This is a genomic window from Streptomyces kaniharaensis, assembly GCF_009569385.1.
GTDB lineage: Bacteria > Actinomycetota > Actinomycetes > Streptomycetales > Streptomycetaceae > Kitasatospora > Kitasatospora kaniharaensis.
On the sequence record NZ_WBOF01000006.1, the window covers coordinates 124912 to 142660 of the forward strand.

General features: G+C 73.2%; 16 protein-coding genes. 12 read left to right on the plus strand and 4 right to left on the minus strand.

The genetic code is table 11. The features are described from left to right. Positions 1-45: 45 nt before the first annotated feature. Positions 46-1179, minus strand: coding sequence for a DegT/DnrJ/EryC1/StrS family aminotransferase (locus tag F7Q99_RS37700; protein WP_153471261.1), 1134 nt, complete (start codon positions 1177-1179; stop codon positions 46-48). 455 nt (positions 1180-1634) lie between these two features. On the opposite strand from F7Q99_RS37700, the gene F7Q99_RS37705 reads away from it, so the two are divergent. From F7Q99_RS37705 to F7Q99_RS37725, 5 genes are all read left to right on the plus strand, one after another. After that, entirely contained in the window at positions 1635-3824 is a 2190-nt protein-coding gene (locus F7Q99_RS37705; RefSeq protein ID WP_326847550.1) for an MMPL family transporter, read from the plus strand. A 113-nt stretch (positions 3825-3937) separates the two neighbouring features. Continuing rightward, positions 3938-5152 carry a sensor histidine kinase gene (locus F7Q99_RS37710; protein WP_153471264.1) on the plus strand — a complete coding sequence of 405 codons (1215 nt, stop codon included), beginning with the start codon at positions 3938-3940 and terminating at the stop codon, positions 5150-5152. Next, complete coding sequence (locus tag F7Q99_RS37715; protein WP_153471267.1) at positions 5149-5826, plus strand: response regulator transcription factor; 678 nt, start codon at positions 5149-5151, stop codon at positions 5824-5826. The genes F7Q99_RS37710 and F7Q99_RS37715 overlap by 4 nt, the downstream gene beginning before the upstream one ends. Before the next feature lie 88 nt (positions 5827-5914). After that, positions 5915-6565 carry a hypothetical protein gene (locus F7Q99_RS37720; RefSeq protein WP_326847551.1) on the plus strand — a complete coding sequence of 217 codons (651 nt, stop codon included), beginning with the start codon at positions 5915-5917 and terminating at the stop codon, positions 6563-6565. Positions 6566-6702: 137 nt separating this feature from the next. After that, positions 6703-7548: an NUDIX hydrolase gene (locus F7Q99_RS37725; protein WP_326847552.1), complete on the plus strand. Its 846-nt coding sequence runs from the start codon at positions 6703-6705 to the stop codon at positions 7546-7548. Here the strand turns inward: F7Q99_RS37725 and F7Q99_RS37730 are convergent. Further along, positions 7494-8216 carry a DUF4097 family beta strand repeat-containing protein gene (locus F7Q99_RS37730; protein ID WP_153471273.1) on the minus strand — a complete coding sequence of 241 codons (723 nt, stop codon included), beginning with the start codon at positions 8214-8216 and terminating at the stop codon, positions 7494-7496. The two genes, F7Q99_RS37725 and F7Q99_RS37730, sit on opposite strands and share 55 nt — an antisense overlap. 278 nt (positions 8217-8494) lie before the next feature. Between F7Q99_RS37730 and F7Q99_RS37735 the strand changes: the two genes are divergently transcribed. The 7 genes from F7Q99_RS37735 to F7Q99_RS37765 all read left to right on the plus strand — a co-directional run bounded on the left by F7Q99_RS37735 (position 8495) and on the right by F7Q99_RS37765 (position 15572). Then, entirely contained in the window at positions 8495-8761 is a 267-nt protein-coding gene (locus F7Q99_RS37735; RefSeq protein ID WP_153471276.1) for a metal-sensitive transcriptional regulator, read from the plus strand. A 155-nt stretch (positions 8762-8916) separates the two neighbouring features. Then, positions 8917-9546, plus strand: a complete 630-nt coding sequence (locus F7Q99_RS37740) for a SigE family RNA polymerase sigma factor (RefSeq protein WP_153471279.1) — start codon at positions 8917-8919, stop codon at positions 9544-9546. Further along, complete coding sequence (locus F7Q99_RS37745) at positions 9536-10753, plus strand: hypothetical protein (protein ID WP_153471282.1); 1218 nt, start codon at positions 9536-9538, stop codon at positions 10751-10753. The genes F7Q99_RS37740 and F7Q99_RS37745 overlap by 11 nt, the downstream gene beginning before the upstream one ends. A 355-nt stretch (positions 10754-11108) precedes the next feature. Further along, the gene (locus F7Q99_RS37750) at positions 11109-12542 is read left to right on the plus strand and encodes an endonuclease/exonuclease/phosphatase family protein (RefSeq protein ID WP_326847553.1); all 1434 of its coding nucleotides are present in this window, start codon (positions 11109-11111) and stop codon (positions 12540-12542) included. Positions 12543-12556: 14 nt separating this feature from the next. Next, positions 12557-14539, plus strand: coding sequence for a phosphocholine-specific phospholipase C (locus tag F7Q99_RS37755; RefSeq protein WP_153471285.1), 1983 nt, complete (start codon positions 12557-12559; stop codon positions 14537-14539). A 90-nt stretch (positions 14540-14629) separates the two neighbouring features. Next, on the plus strand, positions 14630-15103 hold the full coding sequence (locus F7Q99_RS37760) for a VOC family protein (RefSeq protein WP_153471288.1): 474 nt from the start codon (positions 14630-14632) through the stop codon (positions 15101-15103). A gap of 4 nt (positions 15104-15107) precedes the next feature. After that, the gene (locus F7Q99_RS37765) at positions 15108-15572 is read left to right on the plus strand and encodes an SRPBCC domain-containing protein (RefSeq protein ID WP_153471290.1); all 465 of its coding nucleotides are present in this window, start codon (positions 15108-15110) and stop codon (positions 15570-15572) included. A gap of 13 nt (positions 15573-15585) precedes the next feature. Here the strand turns inward: F7Q99_RS37765 and F7Q99_RS37770 are convergent, their stop codons facing one another. Further along, the gene (locus F7Q99_RS37770) at positions 15586-16821 is read right to left on the minus strand and encodes an FUSC family protein (protein WP_153471293.1); all 1236 of its coding nucleotides are present in this window, start codon (positions 16819-16821) and stop codon (positions 15586-15588) included. An 88-nt stretch (positions 16822-16909) separates the two neighbouring features. Next, positions 16910-17644, minus strand: coding sequence for a polyprenol monophosphomannose synthase (locus F7Q99_RS37775; RefSeq protein ID WP_153471296.1), 735 nt, complete (start codon positions 17642-17644; stop codon positions 16910-16912). Between the last annotated feature and the right edge of the window lie 105 nt (positions 17645-17749).

Sequence of the window (17749 nt, forward strand, 5' to 3'; positions counted from 1 at the left end):
CCGAACCGCTCTGTGCCGAACCGCTCTGAGCCGAACCGCTGTGTGTCAGGGCCGCTGTCCGGCGAGCCGCCGGTGGACGGCCGAGACGGCCTCGATGACCTGCTCGGCCTCGTCCTCGGTCATGTCGGAGTGCACCGGCAGGCAGATCTGCCGCGCGCAGACGTCCTCGGCGACCGGCAGCGGGCCGCGTCGGTAGGGGGCGAGCACCGGCTGGAGGTGCAGTGGCAGGTCGTACACCTCGCCGGACAGCCGCACGCCGTGCTCCTCGGCGACCGCCCGCTTGAACTCGGCGCGTTCCACGCCGGGCGGCAGCAGCGCCACGTACTTGTAGTAGTTGCTGCGGCAGCCGGCCGGTTCGAGCACCGGCTCCAGGCCGTCCAGCCCGGCCAGCGCCGCGTCGTACCGGCGGGCGACCGCGCGACGGGTCTCGATGAACTCCTTGAGCCGGCGCAGGTGCACGGCGCCGACAGCGGCGTTCAGCTCGCTCATCCGCCACGAGTAGCCGGGCCGCACGTGGTGGTTGGTGGTGAACGAGCCCTTGCCCTGGTCGCGGTAGATCCGGGCCTCGTCGCGCAGTTCGGGCGACTCGGTGAGGATCATGCCGCCCTCGCCGCTGGTGGTGACCTTGGTCGGATAGAAGGAGAACGCGCCGGCCAGGCCGAACGACCCGGCGGCGCGCCCGTCGAGGCTGCTGCCGTGGGCGTGCGCGGCGTCCTCGACCAGCGGGATGCCGCGCCGGTTGCACACGGCGCGCAGCGCCTCGGCGTCCGGGGTGATCAGCCCGCCGATGTGCACGAGAACGACGGCTGCCGTACCCGGGGTGAGGGCCGCCTCCAGGGTGTCCGGGGAGAGCGCGAGGGTCGCCCGGTCGACGTCGGCGATCACCGGACGGCCGCCCGCGTGGAGGACGGCGCCCGCGGTCGCGTAGAACGTGACGGCCGGGACGATCACGTCCCGGTCGCGAACGTCGACGCTGCGCAGGATCACCTCCAGCGCCGCCGTGCCGCTGGACACCGCGACGGCGTGAGAGGCGCCGTGTTCGGCGGCGAAGGCCTGTTCGAAGCGTTCGGTCCACGGGCCGAGGGTGAGCGCGCCGGTGGCGAGGATCTCCGCCACCGCCTCGGCGACGGCCGTGCGATCGCTCTCGTCGAACACGATGCGAGCGGCGGGAACGCCCATGGGGCACCTCCGGCAGCGGGCTGGGGTCAGCACCGATCGGGTCGGGTCGGTCCGGGCGTCGGGCAGACGGTCGGGCCAGGCACATCACGCTACTTCGCTCGCCCGCGCGCGGCCTGTCGTCACCGTCCGCACGGGTGACCCGGGCACCCGCGGGCCGTCGGCTGCGCCCGCCGGAGTATCCCGGACTGCTCCCCGCGGAGGCCGCGCGCTCCGCCGTCCGGCGAGGGCGCCTACTGCGTCCGCAGTACGGCAACTGTCTGCGCAGGGACGACGACCGAGGAGGGCCCGGCCATCGAGGATTGGCCACGCTGCGGGCGGACCGCGCCGACACCGGCACCGGCCTCGCCCGCGGCGCGCACTGCGATAGGTGTGCCCGAGCGATCGGCACGCCCGACCGGCGCAGTCCGACCGACCAGCGCGTCCTGTGACCGAGATCCGAAGGAGTCCGCTCTCCCGTGGCCACGTTCCTCTACCGCCTGGGCCGATGGGCCTTCGTCCGGCGCCGGCTGGTGACCCTGCTCTGGGTCGCCGTGCTGGCGGTCGGCGGGGTCCTCGCGGCCACGGCGCCCGCCGCACCCGACGACGGCTTCGCGATGCCCGGCACGGAGGCGCAGAAGGCCTTCGACCTGATGAACGAGCGCTTCCCCGGCGGCCACGCCGACGGCGCCTCCGCACGGCTGGTGTTCGTCGCGCCCTCCGGGCAGAAGATCACCGCCGGCCCCAACCAGCAGGCGGTCGAGCGGACGGTCGCCGAGCTCGCGCACGGCGAGCAGGTCACGGGTGCGGTCAGCCCGTTCAAGGCCGGTGCCGTCTCCAAGGACGGCACCACCGCGTACGCGACCGTCAGCTACTCCGCCAAGGCGGGCGGGCTGTCCAAGGGCGCCACCGACGCCCTGGAACAGGCCGCCCGGCACGGGCGGGACGCCGGGCTCACGGTCGAGATCGGCGGCAACGCGCTGAACGCCAAGCACGAGGCGGGCGGCCACAGCGAGGTCATCGGCATGGGGCTGTCCGCGGTCGTCCTGGTGATCACCTTCGGCTCGCTGGCCGCCGCCGGGCTGCCGTTGCTCACCGCGGTCGTCGGGGTCGGCCTCGGCATGGCCGCGATCACCGCGCTCGGCAGCACGCTCGGCCTGTCCGGCACCACCGGCACGCTCGCGATGATGCTCGGCCTCGCGGTCGGCATCGACTACGCCGTGTTCATCGTCTCCCGCTACCGCGCCGAGCTCGCCGAGGGGCACACCCCCCAGGAGGCCGCCGGGCGGGCCGTCGGCACAGCCGGCTCGGCGGTCGTGTTCGCCGGGCTCACCGTGGTGATCGCCCTCGCCGGGCTCTCCGTGGTCGGCATCCCGCTCCTCGCCAAGATGGGGCTGGCCGCCGCCGGCACCGTCGTCGTCGCCGTCCTGGTCGCGCTCACCATGGTGCCCGCGCTGCTCGGCTTCATCGGCCGCCGGGTGCTGCCCCGCAAGGCCCGCAAGGGCGGCGGCGAGCCGACGAAGGAGAACGGCGGCGCCCGCTGGGCCCGGTTCGTGCTGCGCCGTCCGCTCGCGGTGCTGCTCGTCGGTGTGATCGGCCTCGGCGTTCTCGCCGCCCCCGCGCTCGACCTGCGGCTCGGCCTGCCGGGCGACGAGTCCAAACCCGCCTCGACCACCCAGCGCCGCGCCTACGACCTCGTCTCCGAGGCCTTCGGCCCCGGTTACAACGGCCCGCTGACCGTCGTGGTGGACGCCAAGGGCGCTTCCGACCCCAAGGCCGCCGTGAGCGAGGTCGCCAAGACCGTCTCCGGCCTGCCCGGCGTCGTCACCGTCTCGCCGCCGAGGTTCAACAAGACCGGCGACACGGCCCTGCTCAACGCCATCCCGGCGACCGGCCCGAGCACCGCCGGGACCAAGGACCTCGTGCACGCCATCCGCGGCCACGCGGCCGGCCTGAAGACGGCCACCGGCGCGAGTGTGCTGGTCAGCGGCACGACGGCGATGAACGTCGACGTCTCGCAGAAGCTCAGCGACGCGCTGGTGCCCTACCTCGCCGTGGTCGTCGGCCTCGCGGTCCTCCTGCTGCTGGTGGTCTTCCGCTCCGTCCTCGTCCCGCTGAAGGCCGCGCTCGGCTTCCTGCTGTCGGTGGCCGCCGCGCTCGGCGCGGTCGTCGCGGTCTTCCAGTGGGGCTGGCTCGCCGACCTGATCGGCGTCGAGCAGACCGGTCCGGTCATGAGCCTGATGCCGATCTTCATGATCGGCGTGGTCTTCGGCCTGGCCATGGACTACGAGGTGTTCCTGGTCACCCGGATCCGCGAGGGCTTCGTCCACGGCGAGCCGCCCGGCGAGGCGATCGTCACCGGCTTCCGGCACAACGCCCGGGTGGTCACCGCCGCCGCCTTCATCATGATCGCCGTCTTCGCGGGCTTCGTCGGTTCGAGCGAACCGATGGTCAAGATGATGGGCGTGGGCCTCGCCGCCGCCGTCGCCTTCGACGCCTTCGTGGTCCGGATGACGATCGTGCCGGCCGTCCTCGCCCTGCTCGGCCGCAGGGCGTGGTGGCTGCCGCGCCGGCTCGACCGCCTGATACCGGACGTCGACGTCGAGGGCAGCAAGCTGCACACCGCCGCCCCCGAGCCGGCCCCGGTCCGGGAGTCCGTCGTGGTCTAGTCCGACCCCGTTCGACTCCCCACCGTCTACCGTTGCCGTCAGGGGCCGTCACCGATCGCACCACCCGTCGATCGCGCCGACGGCCCCTGACCCGCGACCCGGAGAGCACCACCATGACCACCACCTGGCAGCGCCTGCGCCAGCACCACCCCCGCCTGATGGACGTCATCGGGGGCACCATCCTGATCGCGGTCACCGGCCTCGGCGCCGTGATCGACCGGAGCGGTCACTTCACCGGCCTCGACCCGCTCACCAGCGCCATCGGGCTGATCTCCGCGGCCGCCGTGTTCGTCCACCACCGCCACCCCCGCGCGGTGACCGCCGTCACGCTGGTCTGTACCATGCTGCTCACCCTGACCAGCCCCCGGCTCACCGTCGCCCTGGCCGCGCCCCTGCTCTGCGCCCTCTACTTCCTCGCCGTCCGCACCGACCGCTCCACCGCCCTGCGCGCGTCCGTCGCCACCGCCGTCCTGCTCACCGGCATGGCGGTACTCGTCGAGTCCGGCGGTCTCGGCGAACGGCTCGGCGTCCTCGCCTGGGCCCTGCTCCCCGGCGCCATCGGCGACTCCATCCGCAACCGCCGCGCCCACCTCGCCGCCATCGAGGAACGCGCCGAGCGCGCCGAACGCACCCGCGAGGAGGAGGCCCGCCGCCGCGTCGCCGACGAGCGCATCCGGATCGCCCGCGACCTGCACGACGTCGTCGCCCACCACATCGCCCTCGCCAACGCCCAGGCCGGCATCGCCGTCCACCTCATGGACAGCCACCCCGCCCAGGCACGCGAGGTGCTCAGCCACATCACCGACGCCACCGGCTCCGCCCTCCAGGAGCTGCGCGCCACCGTCGGACTGCTGCGCCGCGCCGAGGAGCCGGCCCCGCTCGAACCCGCCCCCGGCCTCGACCGGCTCCCCGAGCTGATCCACGCCTTCGAACGGGCCGGCCTCCCGGTCCGGCTCACCGTCGAGGGCGAGGCCCGGCCGCTGTCGCCAGGCATCGACCTGACCGCCTACCGGATCGTCCAGGAGTCCCTGACCAACGTCGCCAAGCACGCCTGCGGCGCCGACGCCGAGGTCACCATCGGGTACCGCGACAGCCGGGTCGCCCTCACCGTCGCCAACGGCGGCTCCTCGCCGAGCGGCCGCCCCCGGCCCGTGCTGCTGCCGAGCCAGGCCCCCGGCGAGGGCGGCTTCGGCCTGATCGGCATGCGCGAGCGCGCCGGCGCCGTCGGTGGCCGGCTCACCGCCGACCACCGCCCCGGCGGCGGCTTCCTCGTCACCGCCGAACTCCCCCTGCGCACCGCCGCCCGAGACGACAAGGACCAGGCATGACCATCCGCGTACTGCTCGCCGACGACCAGGCCCTGCTGCGCGGCGCCTTCCGCGTCCTCATCGACGCCGAGGACGACATGGAGGTCGTCGGCGAGGCCGCCGACGGCCGCGAGGCGGTCGAACTCGCCCGCGCCACCAAGCCCGACGTCGTCCTCATGGACATCCGCATGCCCGGCGCCGACGGCCTCGGCGCGACGGCCGCCATCTGCGCCGACGAGGAACTGGCCGGCACCCGGGTGCTCATCCTCACCACCTTCGAGATCGACGAGTACGTGGCCCAGGCCCTGCGTGCGGGCGCCGGCGGTTTCCTCGGCAAGGGCGCCGACCCGAAGGAACTCCTCGCCGCCGTCCGCACCGTCGCCGCCGGCGACGCGCTCCTCTCGCCCGCCGCCACCCGCGCCGTCATCGACCACTTCCTCGCCCAGCCCGACCCGGCGGCCGCCACCGGCACCGCCGAACGCCTCACCGTGCTCACGGCCCGCGAGCGCGAGGTGATGTCGATGGCCGCCACCGGCCTCACCAACGAGGAGATCGCCGAGCGGATGTATGTCAGCCCGTTCACCGTCCGCACCCACGTCCACCGCGCCATGGCCAAGCTCGACGCCCGCGACCGCGCCCAACTCGTCGCCATCGCCTACCAGACCGGCCTCGTCCCGCCCGGCCGCCCGGCCTGACCGACCGGGTCTCCGGCCTGCGCGAAAACGACCCCCGAACACGTGTGCAGCGAGTAGTCTGCCGATGACTCAGAATGAGGAGGGGTTCGTGGAGACGAAGGAAACGGCGGGCGAGGTGCGGGGACTCCAGCCGTTGCCCGGGCGCACTCATGACGGATCGCAGGCGTTCGAACTGCGCTTGGCGGGACTGCTCCGGCTCGTCGGAGCCGAGGTCCCGCCCGGGCCGGATTTCGCGAACGCGGGGCGATGGGAGGTCCACAAGGCGCTCGCCGGGCGCGCTGACCTGCCGGAGGAGTACTTCGGGGCGCTGCTGGCGGCGGCGGTCTACGACCCCAACCCGAGCTTCAACCGGCGCCTCGTCGAACCGGCCCTGCTGGCGTTCGGCCGGCGCCGCGTCCGGATGGCCCTGCTCGGCTGGCTGGAGACCGGCACCGACGTCGAGCGCGCGGGCGCGGCACGGGCCTGGTACTGGACGGCCCTGACGGTCGACGACGGCAGGACCGCGATCGGCGCCGACGACGGCGCGAGCATCCGGGACGCGTGGCACGCGGCCGCGCTGCGGGAGTTCGTCACCAACGAGAACGTGGACGTGCGCCGCAGCATCCTTCCCGGACTGCCCCTCGTCCTGCGCGCCTACCCGGCCGAGCTGCACCCCCTGGTGGAGCACGCGGTGGAGATCGCCCTGGCGCACCCCGACGAGTACATCCGCCAGCGCGCCGAGACCCAGGTGAGCCTCTGACCGGGGCCAGTCCCTTCCGTGCACAGCCCGTCGGCGCTCAGGCCATGGGCACGGTCGGAGCCGGTGCCGCGGTGGCCGAGGCCGTCCGGCCCGTGGCCGGTCGGCCCGGTTCGTCCACGCTGTGCCAGCATGAGCCGGTGACCGAACGACAGCTTGCCCCCGCCGAGGTCGAGGTCCTGGCACCCGCCCGGATCCGGCTGGCCGAGACCGCAGCACCCGAACTCTCGTCCGACGAGTGCGCGGCGATGGACCGCGCCTGGGCCGAGGCGGTCGAGGCCAACCCGACCTTCTTCGACGGTCCGGTGGCGGTGTGCGCGGGGCTGAGGCCGGACGGCCCGCAGGGCCTCGTCCTCGCCTGGGCGCGGACCACCTACCGCCGGTTCGTCCTTCGCCGGGTGCCCGGCGCTACCGGCTGGCTGCCCGCGCTGTTCGTCGCCGTCGTCCAACCGACCGACGACGGGCGGGTCCTGGTGGGCCGGATGTCCGGGCTGACAGCCCACCCCGGCCGCTGGGGCCTGCCCGGCGGCAACGTCGAACCGCCCGAGCACGGCGACCTCCTCGGCCTCCCCGCTCTCCAGCGCCACGCCGCCCGCGAACTCCTGGAGGAGACCGGTCTCGACACCCGCCCCGAGCACCTGACCCAGTGGCTGGTCGTCCGGGGCGCCAACGGCAACGTGGGTGTCCTCTACCTCGCCCCGCCCCGCCCGGCTGGCGAACTCCGCGACCACTTCACGGCGATGCTCGCCGCCGAACGCGCCCGCGGCGTCGAACTGGAATTCGACGAGATGGCCCTCCTCGCCACCCCGAGCGAGGCCGCAGACCTCACCGGTCCCCAGGTCGACTACCTCCAGCCGGTCCTGCGTCACTACGACGAACACCGCCGCTCCACGGCGGCGCCCGGCGGCGCCGCGTCTGACACTCCCGATCCTCAGCCGGTCCGGACGGTGATGCCGCCGTTGGACGTGCCGAGGTCGAGCCGGTAGCGGCCCGCCGGGTCGTCCGGGACGCCGACGTGGATGTCGCCACTGCTGTTCGAGGTGATGACGTGGTAGGCGGCGGCCGGGACGGTCAGGGTGATGGCGCCGTTGGAGGTCTTCGCGGTGACGTCCTGCGCCTTGCCGGGGGTGAGCCGGATCCGGCCGTTGCTGGTCTGGGCCCGGATGCGGTCGCCCTGGAGCCCGGTGCCCTCGATGGCGCCGTTGGAGGTGTGGACGTCGACCGGCCCGGCCACGCCGTCGAGGGTGATGCTGCCGGAACTCGTCCGCACCGAGACTTCGCCGACCTGGGAGAGGCTGATCTCCCCGGCCGAGGTCTCCCCAGTGATCGGCAGTCCGGCGGGGATCTCCACCGTGTAGCTGGCCGAGCAGTCGTCCCCGCAGCCGCCGAGCACCAGCACGCCGTTCTCCAGCCGGGTGGTGGCGCCGGGGCGGTCGTGCTCGTACCCGATGGTCCGGTGGACGGCGATCTGCGTGGCGCCGGCCTTCCCGTGCACGGTGACGCTCCCGGCGGAGGTGTCCAGCCGAACGGCCGTGACCTTCTCCGTGACGGTGGCGTCGTCGCTGAACTCGGTCCTCGGCGAGCAGGCGCTGAGGCCCCCGACGGCGATCCCGGCGATCACCAGAGCCCCGATGTACCGGCGCTGCCGACCCATGCCCATCCCCCTTGTTGTGCGAATTGTTGTGCGAAACCCGTTGTGCGAGTACCTGTTGTGCGGAACGCGATCTCCCGATCTCCCGAGGACGGTAGTCGCGCGCCGCGGCTCCGGGCGATGGGGCCAGCCCCCCGGTCTTGGTGGAGCAGGCACCACCCCGCGGTCGGTACCTAGGACCCCGCCGCTCGCCCGACGCCGAACGCCCGCCGACAGGCCGGGTCGGATACCCCACCGGGTACACTGGCCAGTCGACAGTCGAGGTGAAAGGCGGCCCGGACATGCAGGTGGACGAGGAGGCGGTCGGCGCCGTCCTGAACCGGCTGCGTCGCGCGCAGGGCCAGTTGGCCGGGGTGATCGCGATGATCGAGGCGGGCCGTGACTGCAAGGACATCGTGACCCAGCTGGCCGCGGTCTCCCGCGCGCTCGACCGGGCCGGGTTCAAGATCGTCGCCAGTGGGATGCGCCAGTGCATGGCCGCCGCCGACGAGGACGCCCCGCCGATGAGCGAGGCGGAGCTGGAGAAGCTGTTCCTCGCCCTGGCCTGAGCCCGTTTCCGAGCCCCTTCCCCGGCGTCCGCCCGTTGCCCGGCGTCCGCCAGATCCCCGCGCTCTTCCGCGCACCCTCCGGCGCGCCCCGTGCTCGTTCGATCTACTGACGATCAAGGTGCCACACGGGGCGGGGCCCACCGCGTTACCAAGGTATGGATCAATCATCGAGTGCGGACGCCCCGGCCGCCGAATCACGGTGGCCGGAGTTCCCGGACTTCGTCGCCTCGCGCGGACGCCACCTGCTGCGCACCGCCTTCCTCCTCACCGGCGGTGACGCCCACCTCGCCGAGGACCTCGTGCAGGAAGCGCTCGGCCGGATCTTCGTCAAGTGGCGGAAGATATCCCGGCTGGACAACCCCAGTGGCTACGCGCAGACCGTCCTGGTCAACACCTTCCTGTCCTACCGTCGCAAGCGCAGCGCCTCCGAGCGCGTCACCGACGAGTTCCCCGACGTCGCAGTGGACGACCCGGACCCGGCGCTCCGGCTGACGCTGCTGCGCGCCCTCGCCGAACTCCCGGCGCAGGACCGCGCCGTGCTCGTGCTCCGCTTCTGGGAGGACCGAAGCGTCGAGGAGACGGCTGCCGTCCTGCGTCTGAGCTCCACGGCCGTCCGCTCGCGCAGCAGTCGCGCGCTGGCCCGGATGCGCGGCGTGCTGGGTGACGGCATCGACGCGGCCGCGCGCCGATCCGGCGGCACCAACGTCGGCACCGACGCCGGCACTGACGGAACGAACGGAACGACCCCCTCCTCCGACAAGGCGGTGCTGCGCCATGCCCACTGACGACGAGTTCGCGGACGACTTCGCCCGCGCCCTGCGCGGCGTCGCCGAGCTGGCGCCCGAGCCCGTGCAGCACACCCTCGCCCTGGCCGCCGAGCAGCGCGGCCGCCGGTGGCGCCGCCGGCGTCGCACCGCCGTCGCGGGCGGGCTGGCGGCGCTGGTGCTGGTCGGGGCCGGCGGCTTCGCGGCCATCGGCCGTGGACCGTTGGGCGGGGTCGGCCCGGCGGCGCCGGACCTGCCGGCGATGTCCCAGGACGAGATGGTCGCGCTGGTCGGCGGCCTGCTGCCGCAGGGGAAGGTGAAGGTGCTCTACGGCGACGTGGCGGGCTCCGACCGGCACCGGGCCTCCCTGGTCCTGATGTTCGACGACGGGGCCGGCGAGAGCGTCATCGACATCTCGGTGGAGCGGACGAAGCAGCGGCCCGACGCGAACGCCTTCTGCCAGGACGGCTTCACCACGCCGCAGGACTCCTGCGACCGAAGCGTCCGGCCGGACGGTTCCGCGCTGGTGGTCGAGCGGCTGCGGGACACCTACAACGCGGACATCCGCAAGTGGGAGGCCGTCTGGGCGGGCCCGGACGGCCGCCGGTTGCAGATCGCCGAGTACAACGGTCAGCCGGCCGTCGCCAACCGGCCGAACCCGCCGCTGGCCGTCGATCAGCTGAGCGCCCTGGCGACCTCCCCGGCGTGGGACCGCGTCTTCGCCTCGCTCGCCCCGGTGAAGGGGGCGCCGAAGCCCGGCGACGCCCCGGCACCGACCCCGTCGCAGGGCCCGTCGAACGCGGAGCTGCTCGCGAAGCTCGTCCCGCTGCTGCCGGCCGGGGCCAAGGTCTCCGGCCAGGATGCCCAGCGCGCCGTGCTCACGGTCACCGTCGAGGGCCGCAGCAGCATGCTGATGGTGGGCGTGGAGCCGCCGTCCCAGCGCGGCCGGGACGATTTCGGGACGATGGACCGCGACCGCACGACCCCTCTGGAGGTCCGCGAGAAGCGGAGCGACGGGGCACTCGTCGTCACCAACCGCTTTGGCAACGGGAAGACCGCGACGGACCAGATCCTGCACTGGACGGCCGACGTGCACTACCCGGACGGCGGCCAGGTGCGGATCTCGGAGTGGAACGGCGAGAACGGTTTCACCTTCAAGCCCGGCACCCCCGCGCTCGACGTGGACCAGCTGAAGGCGATCGTCACGAACCCGGCCTGGCGCTCCTGACACCAGCGCGGCGGCCCGGCCGGGGAGTTGCCCCGTTTGCCGGGTCGCCGTGGCTGCGTCCCGGTCACCGGACGCCTCCGCCACCGAAGAGTCCCAGGTCGGAGGCCGCATCCGGGGAAGCCCGGCGGATCGTCCGGACACCCGCCGCCCCGGATTTCCCGAACCGCCCGACGTTGCGTCATGCGTCGTTCACGTTCCGGTCGCTGACCTTCGGGTGAATGAAGGCATCCGCAGTTGTACAGCCAACTACGGGTCATTCCTCCCAAGCCTCCGTGACCAGCCGCGCGCGGACCCGGCCGCCGACGATCCCCGACGATCCCGGCGGACCGGGCTCCCGGCGGCGGACAGGACGACCGTGGCCACAGGCAGCACCCTGACCCTCACCGCATCCGCCAACCCGACCGAAGGCGACCGGCTCACCTTCCACTGGACCACCGACGCCCCCGACGCCAGGAACTGGGTCGGCGTCTACGACGGCAGCCGGCAGCCCGGCAACGGCTCCTCCCTGCTGTGGAAGTACACGCCGGCCGCCTCCGGCGACGTCCAGCTCGACACCGCCGCGCTGACCGGCGGCCCGTACACCGCCTACCTGCTCGCCAAGGACGGCTACGGCATCCTCGCGCAGACCGGGCCGTTCAGCTTCCGCCCCAAGCCCGCCGTGGTCCGCCCGCACAGCACCGTCGACGCCCTGACCACCGCCGCGGTCGCCCCCGGCGCGGCGGTGACCGTCAAGCTCGGCGGCCTCTGGTCCCGCCCGGCCGGCAACCCGGCCGGCACCGCCGCCTTCCGCAAGGTCGGCGGCGCGGCCTGGGCCTCGGTCGGCGCCGACGGCACCCTCACCGGCACCGCGCCCGCAGCCGGTGGGACTCCCGAGCTGGTCGTCGTCGGCGTCAAGGACAGCGCGGGTGCGACCGACACCGTCACCGTGCTGATCCCGGTCGCGGACCCGGCCGGGCCGCTGCGCCTGAAGACCGTGAGCTGGAACCTGAACAACGCCGGCGCCGGGTACACCGACGCGCTGGAGAAGCAGCTGCGCGTGGTCCTCGCCCAGGGCCTGGACGTGCTGGCGCTCCAGGAGACCGCCGGCACCCAGGCGCAGACCCTCGCGACCGCGCTCGGCTGGTACGCCTACCAGAGCCCGGGCAGCGTCGGCATCCTCAGCCGCCACCCGCTGGCCGACATCACTCCGGCCACGGCCGACCTGCCCGCTGCGGGTGCGACCGTCCGGCTGCCCGGCGGCCGGGCCGTCCGCTTCTGGGCGGCGCATCTCGACGAGGCCGACTACGGCCCGTACGGCGTCCAGGACGGTCGCACCGCCGCCCAGGCCGAGGCCGCCGAGAACGCCTCCGTCCGGCTCAAGCAGGCCAAGGCGCTGGCCGCCGCGGTCAGCGCGGACATCGCCAAGCACACCCCGGTGGTGCTCGCCGGAGCGCTCTCCTCGCCGTCCCACCTCGACTGGACGGCCGCCACCGCGCCCGCGCACGGCGGTGTCGGACCGGTCAACTGGCCCGTCACCAAGGCCCTCCAGGCCGTCGGGCTGACCGACGCCTTTCGCGAGGAGCACGGCAACCCGGCCAAGAACCCCGGCAACACCTGGTCGCCCACCCGCCGGCAGCGCGGCACCAAGTCGGAGCCGCAGGACCGCATCGACTACGTGCAGTACGCGGGCCCGCTGAAGCTGGTCGAGGCTCACACCCTCGTCGCCGACTGGCCGCAGCCCGAGCCGAACAGCGCGGCCAACGAGTGGCCGTCCGACACCGCCGCCGCCGTCGCCACCTTCCAGCTCTGAGAGGCCAGTTCGCCATGTCCGAACTCTCCCGCCGCACCTTCGTCGGCGCCACCGCGGCCGCCGGCGCCGTCGCGCTGACCGGCCTCGCCGCCGCCCCCGCCGAGGCGGCCGCCGCCCCCGAGTCTGACCGGCTCACCGGCACCGTCAAGGACGTCCGGCACGTCGTCGTCCTGATGCAGGAGAACCGCAGCTTCGACCACTACTTCGGCACCCTGGGCGGCGTCCGCGGCTTCGGCGACAAGCAGGCGCTGCGGTTCCCGGACGGCAGCGACGTGTTCCGCCAGCCCGACAGCGGCCGCGGCGACGGCGGCGTCATGCTGCCGTACCGGATGGACACCTCCAAGTACAACGCGCAGAACGCCGGCGGCCTTGCCCACGACTGGGCCACCGGCCACCAGGCGATCAACAACGGCGCGATGAACAAGTGGATCGCCGCCAAGGGCGAGCGCACCATGGGCTACTTCACCCGCGACGACATCCCCTACCAGTACGCCCTGGCCGACGCGTTCACCCTCTGCGACGCCTACTTCACCTCCCTCGCCGGTCCGACCGACCCCAACCGCCTCTACCTGTGGACGGGCACCGCCGGCCCCGGCCGCGACGGCACCACCGGCCCCTGGATCGACAACACCCCGGTCACCGACAACCCCGTCGCCGACTGGACCACCTACGCCGAGCGCCTCCAAGCCGCCGGTGTCAGCTGGCGCGTCTACCACAACCCCAGCAAGGACGACCGCACCGGCGACTACGACGACAACGCGCTCTCCTACTTCCGACAGTTCCACAACTTCCCGAAGGACGACCCGCGTTACGTCAACGCGATGACGAAGTTCGACCCCACCGACTTCGACCGGCACTGCAAGGACGGCACCCTGCCGACCATCTCCTGGCTGGTCGCGCCCTACCTCTTCTGCGAGCACCCGGAGGCCGGCCCGGCGTACGGCGCGCACTGGGTGGACACGGCGCTGCAGTCGCTGATGTCCAACCCGAAGGTGTGGCAGCACACCGTCTTCCTGGTCATGTACGACGAGAACGACGGCTACTTCGACCACATGGTCCCGCCCACCCCCGAGGCGGGCACGCCGGAGGAGTTCACCCACGGGCGGGCGATCGGCCTCGGCAACCGCGTTCCGCTCTGGGTCATCTCCCCGTGGTCGCGCGGCGGTTGGGTCAACTCGCAGGTCTTCGACCACACCTCGGTGCTGCGCTTCATGGAGGTGGTCACCGGTGTCGCCGAGCCCAACATCTCCGCCTGGCGCCGGGCCGTCTGCGGCGACCTCACCAGCTGCTTCGACTTCGCCGCGCCGGACCACTCGATCCCGCGCCTGCCGGACACCAAGGCCCTGATGGCCAAGGCCGACGCGGGCACCAAGCTGCCCGGCGTCGCCCTGCCGGCCGTCGGCGCCCAGTCGATGCCCGTCCAGGAGCGCGGCGAGCGCCCGCACCGCCCGCTGCCGTACCAGCCGTGGGCCGACGCGGAGGTGGACCGGAAGACCGGCAAGGTCACCTGCACGATGACCAACGACGGCTCGGTGGCCTTCCCGTACACCGTCTACCCCAACATCGCCTTCCCGTTCGCGGGCACCCCCTACACCGTCGCCCCCGGCGCCACCGCGACGTACGTCTGGGACGCCGCGGCCACCAACGGCCGCTACGACTTCACCGTCCACGGCCCGGACGGCTTCGTCCGCCGCTTCGCCGGCACCGTGGTCCGCGACGGGCAGGACGGCCAGAACGACGTCGGCGTGCCGATCGTCACCGCCGACCTGCGCGGCAGCGTGCGGCTCACCCTTCAGGTGGCCAACGACGGCCTGACCGGCGTCGCCTTCACCGCCGCCCCCAACGACTTCGCGGGCACCGCGAAGACCGTCTGGGTCAAGCCCGGTCAGCAGGTCGACCTGGCCTGGCCGCTGGACGAGCAGGGCCGCTACGACGTCGTCGTCACCGCCCACACCGGGCAGCGCTTCAGCCGCCGCTACGCGGGCTGGGTGCACTGACCCGTGGCCGGCAGGGCCGGGGGCGCCGAACCGGTGACCCCCGGCCGTGGCTCGGCCGCCCCGACGGACCCCGCCGCTACCGTCGGGCGCATGCAGAAAATCACCACCTTTCTCTGGTTCGACGACCAGGCCGAAGAGGCCGCCGCCTTCTACACGTCGCTCTTCCCCAACTCCCGTATCACCCGGGTCGCCCGCTACGGCGAGACCGGTCCCGGCGCCGCCGGCTCGGTCATGACCGTCGACTTCGAACTCGCCGGCCAGAAGTACACGGCCCTCAACGGCGGCCCGGCGTTCACCTTCACCGAGGCGATCTCGCTCCAGGTGGAGTGCGCCGACCAGCAGGAGGTCGACGAGCTCTGGGCCAAGCTCACCGCCGACGGCGGCCAGGAGGCGCCGTGCGGCTGGCTCAAGGACCGCTACGGCCTCTCCTGGCAGATCACGCCGCGCGTCCTGCTGGACCTGGTCGCCGGCCCGGACCGGGCCAAGGCCGACCGCGTGATGGCCGCGATGATGCGCATGCAGAAGATCGAGATCCAGCCGCTGCTCGACGCGGCCGGGGGCTGAGGCCATGGCCGCACCCGCTGACCACACCACCGCCCACCGCACCGCCGTCTACCTGCGCGCCACGCCCGAGCGCGTGTGGCACGCACTCACCAACGCCGACGAGTCCGGCCTCTACTGGGGCCACCGCAACGTCTCCACCTGGCTGCCCGGCGCCCCCTGGGAGCACCAGCGCGCCGACGACTCCGGGATCGCCGACGTCATCGGCATCGTCGAGGCCGTCGACCGCCCGCACCGCCTGGTCACCAGCTGGTCCCCATCGGAGCAGCCCGGCCCGGCCGGGCCGTCCCGGGTCACCTTCGAGATCCAGGGCTGGCGGGACCTCACCCGGCTCACCGTCAGTCACGAGCGCCTCGCCGACGAGGCCGAGGTGGCGGAGGCGGCCAGGGGCTGGGAGGCCGTCCTGTCCAACCTCAAGACCTACCTGGAGACGGGCCACCCGCTGCCACAGCAGCCCTGGACGATGCCCTGAGTTCCGTTCGGGTTCAGCGCCCGGCCTCTACGGCCGGGCGCCGCCGCTCGCCCCGCACCCACCGGCGCAGCCCCGCGAACCGCGAGAACCGCTCCCGGCTCGCCACCGAGGCCCGGTCCAGCTCCTCCATCAGCCGCCGGCTGCGGTGCTCCAGGTCCAGCTCGTCCAGGATCCGGTCCACCTCCGCCAGCAGCGCGCCGTGCAGCTGCCATGCCTCCGGGTGCTCCTGCACCTTCCGCAACAGCAGGTGGGCGACGTTCTCCCGGCACGTCAGGGCCGCCGCCAGCTCGGCCGCCAGCCGCTGCTCCGCCTCCTCGGCGTTGCGGCTCACCTGGGTGGTCACCAGCACCGCGAAGCTGACCATCGCCCCGCCGACGTGCGTCAGCAGCTCCTCCAGCGCCACCGCGACGTCCGGTGGGAACAGCCGCTCGCCGGGCTCGCGCCGCTTCGCCAGGTCGGTCAGCGAACGGGCCAGCACCCGGATCACCACCACGCAGATCTCCAGCGTGTCCAGTCCGGTGCGCAGCACCAGCCGGGACAGCAGCCCCTCGCTGATCCGCGGGTTGAGCCGCAGGCTGTCCTCGGCCTGGCGCAGCGCCGCGTCCACCTCCGAGATCGCCTGGTCGAGCCGGCGCGCCTCGTGCAGCCGCTCCGCGGCCCGGGCGACGGGGATGGGGCGGCCCAGCTCCTCGGCGATGTCCAGCAGCAGGTGGCGGGCCCGCCGGGCCAGGTCCTCGATCGACTCGCCGGCGGTGTCCACCCAGACCGGCGGGGCGAACAGCAGGTTGAACAGCAGGCCGACGGCGGCGCCGATCAGCGTCTCCAGCACCCGGTCCCAGGCCTGCGAGGCCAGCTTGGTGACGCCCAGGATCAGCATCGCGCTGATCGCGACCTCCTGGACGAACTCCTCGACCCGGACGAACCGGCCGATCGTCAGCGAGGCCAGGATGATCAGTCCGAGGCTCCACCAGGAGAGCCCCACCACGGCGCTGAACCCGATCGCGATCAGTACGCCGACCACCACCGAGTTGACCCGGCGGATGCTGGTCTTCAGCGTCGAGTAGACGGTGACCTGCACCACCAGCAGCGCGGTGAGCGGCGCCGTCAGCGGGGCCGGCTCGTTGCTGAGCTGCGTCGCCACCGCGTACGAGAGGGTGGCGGCCACCGTCGCGCGGACGGTCTGGACGACGAACGGTTCTCGGGCGCCACGGCGGAGGGCGACCGTGAGGGACTCCGGGAGAAGGGCCATGCCGCCCTTCTTTCCCCGCAGCCGCCGTTCACACCGCCGAACGGGCCCGAGGGCACCCGAATGCCCACGCCGAGGTGAGGAGTTGCGGCTACCGGTTCCGGTCCAGGCGCAGCTTCCAGGGCGCCAGCGCGGACTCGACCTGCACGCCGATGCTCATCTTGGACGCGCCCTCGACCCGCTCCTCGAAGCGGATCGGCACCTCGCGGATCGTCATGCCGCGCCTGACCACGCGGTAGTTCATCTCGACCTGGAACGAGTAGCCGTTGCTCTGCACGGTCGGCAGGTCGATCGCCCGCAGCGTGCTCGCCCGCCAGGCCTTGAAGCCCGCGGTGGCGTCCTTGACGCCGAGGCCGAGGATCGTGTTGACGTAGAAGTTGGCCCACGCGGAGAGCGCCTTGCGGTGCCACGGCCACTCCGAGGCCGTCGAACCGCCGGGCACGTAGCGCGAGCCGAGCACCACGGCGGTGTCGCCGGTGAGCAGGGTCTGCACCATCGTGGGTATCACCGAGGCCGGGTGCGACAGGTCGGCGTCCATCTGCACCACCACGTCGGCGCCCTCGTTCAGCGCCCGGGCCATGCCCGCGAGGTAGGCCCGGCCGAGGCCGTCCTTCTCGGTGCGGTGCAGCACGCCGACCGTGCCGTGCGAGCCCGCCGCCAGCTTCTCGGCTATCTCGCCGGTGCCGTCCGGCGAGTTGTCGTCGACGACCAGCAGGTGCAGGTTCGGCACTGGCAGTTCCGCCAGCAGGCCCGCGAGGACCGGAAGGTTCTCCCGCTCGTTGTACGTGGGGACGACGACAACGACCTTGGGGGAGGCCTCGACCATGCTCTGATTCCCTCGCGCGCTCTCCGGCGGCATCCGTGCCCCGCCGGACGGTTGTCCGTGACGACCTGCTGATACGACCGTGCGAGTGTATCCGCGCCGGGCGGT

What these genes read in the sequence shown, in the direction of transcription:
- F7Q99_RS37700 (WP_153471261.1), bottom strand. Translation starts at nt 1,179, where the DNA reads ATGGGCGTTCCCGCCGCTCGCATCGTGTTCGACGAGAGCGATCGCACG.
- F7Q99_RS37710 (WP_153471264.1), top strand. Translation starts at nt 3,938, where the DNA reads ATGACCACCACCTGGCAGCGCCTGCGCCAGCACCACCCCCGCCTGATG.
- F7Q99_RS37715 (WP_153471267.1), top strand. Translation starts at nt 5,149, where the DNA reads ATGACCATCCGCGTACTGCTCGCCGACGACCAGGCCCTGCTGCGCGGC.
- F7Q99_RS37730 (WP_153471273.1), bottom strand. Translation starts at nt 8,216, where the DNA reads ATGGGTCGGCAGCGCCGGTACATCGGGGCTCTGGTGATCGCCGGGATC.
- F7Q99_RS37735 (WP_153471276.1), top strand. Translation starts at nt 8,495, where the DNA reads ATGCAGGTGGACGAGGAGGCGGTCGGCGCCGTCCTGAACCGGCTGCGT.
- F7Q99_RS37740 (WP_153471279.1), top strand. Translation starts at nt 8,917, where the DNA reads ATGGATCAATCATCGAGTGCGGACGCCCCGGCCGCCGAATCACGGTGG.
- F7Q99_RS37745 (WP_153471282.1), top strand. Translation starts at nt 9,536, where the DNA reads ATGCCCACTGACGACGAGTTCGCGGACGACTTCGCCCGCGCCCTGCGC.
- F7Q99_RS37755 (WP_153471285.1), top strand. Translation starts at nt 12,557, where the DNA reads ATGTCCGAACTCTCCCGCCGCACCTTCGTCGGCGCCACCGCGGCCGCC.
- F7Q99_RS37760 (WP_153471288.1), top strand. Translation starts at nt 14,630, where the DNA reads ATGCAGAAAATCACCACCTTTCTCTGGTTCGACGACCAGGCCGAAGAG.
- F7Q99_RS37765 (WP_153471290.1), top strand. Translation starts at nt 15,108, where the DNA reads ATGGCCGCACCCGCTGACCACACCACCGCCCACCGCACCGCCGTCTAC.
- F7Q99_RS37770 (WP_153471293.1), bottom strand. Translation starts at nt 16,821, where the DNA reads ATGGCCCTTCTCCCGGAGTCCCTCACGGTCGCCCTCCGCCGTGGCGCC.
- F7Q99_RS37775 (WP_153471296.1), bottom strand. Translation starts at nt 17,644, where the DNA reads ATGGTCGAGGCCTCCCCCAAGGTCGTTGTCGTCGTCCCCACGTACAAC.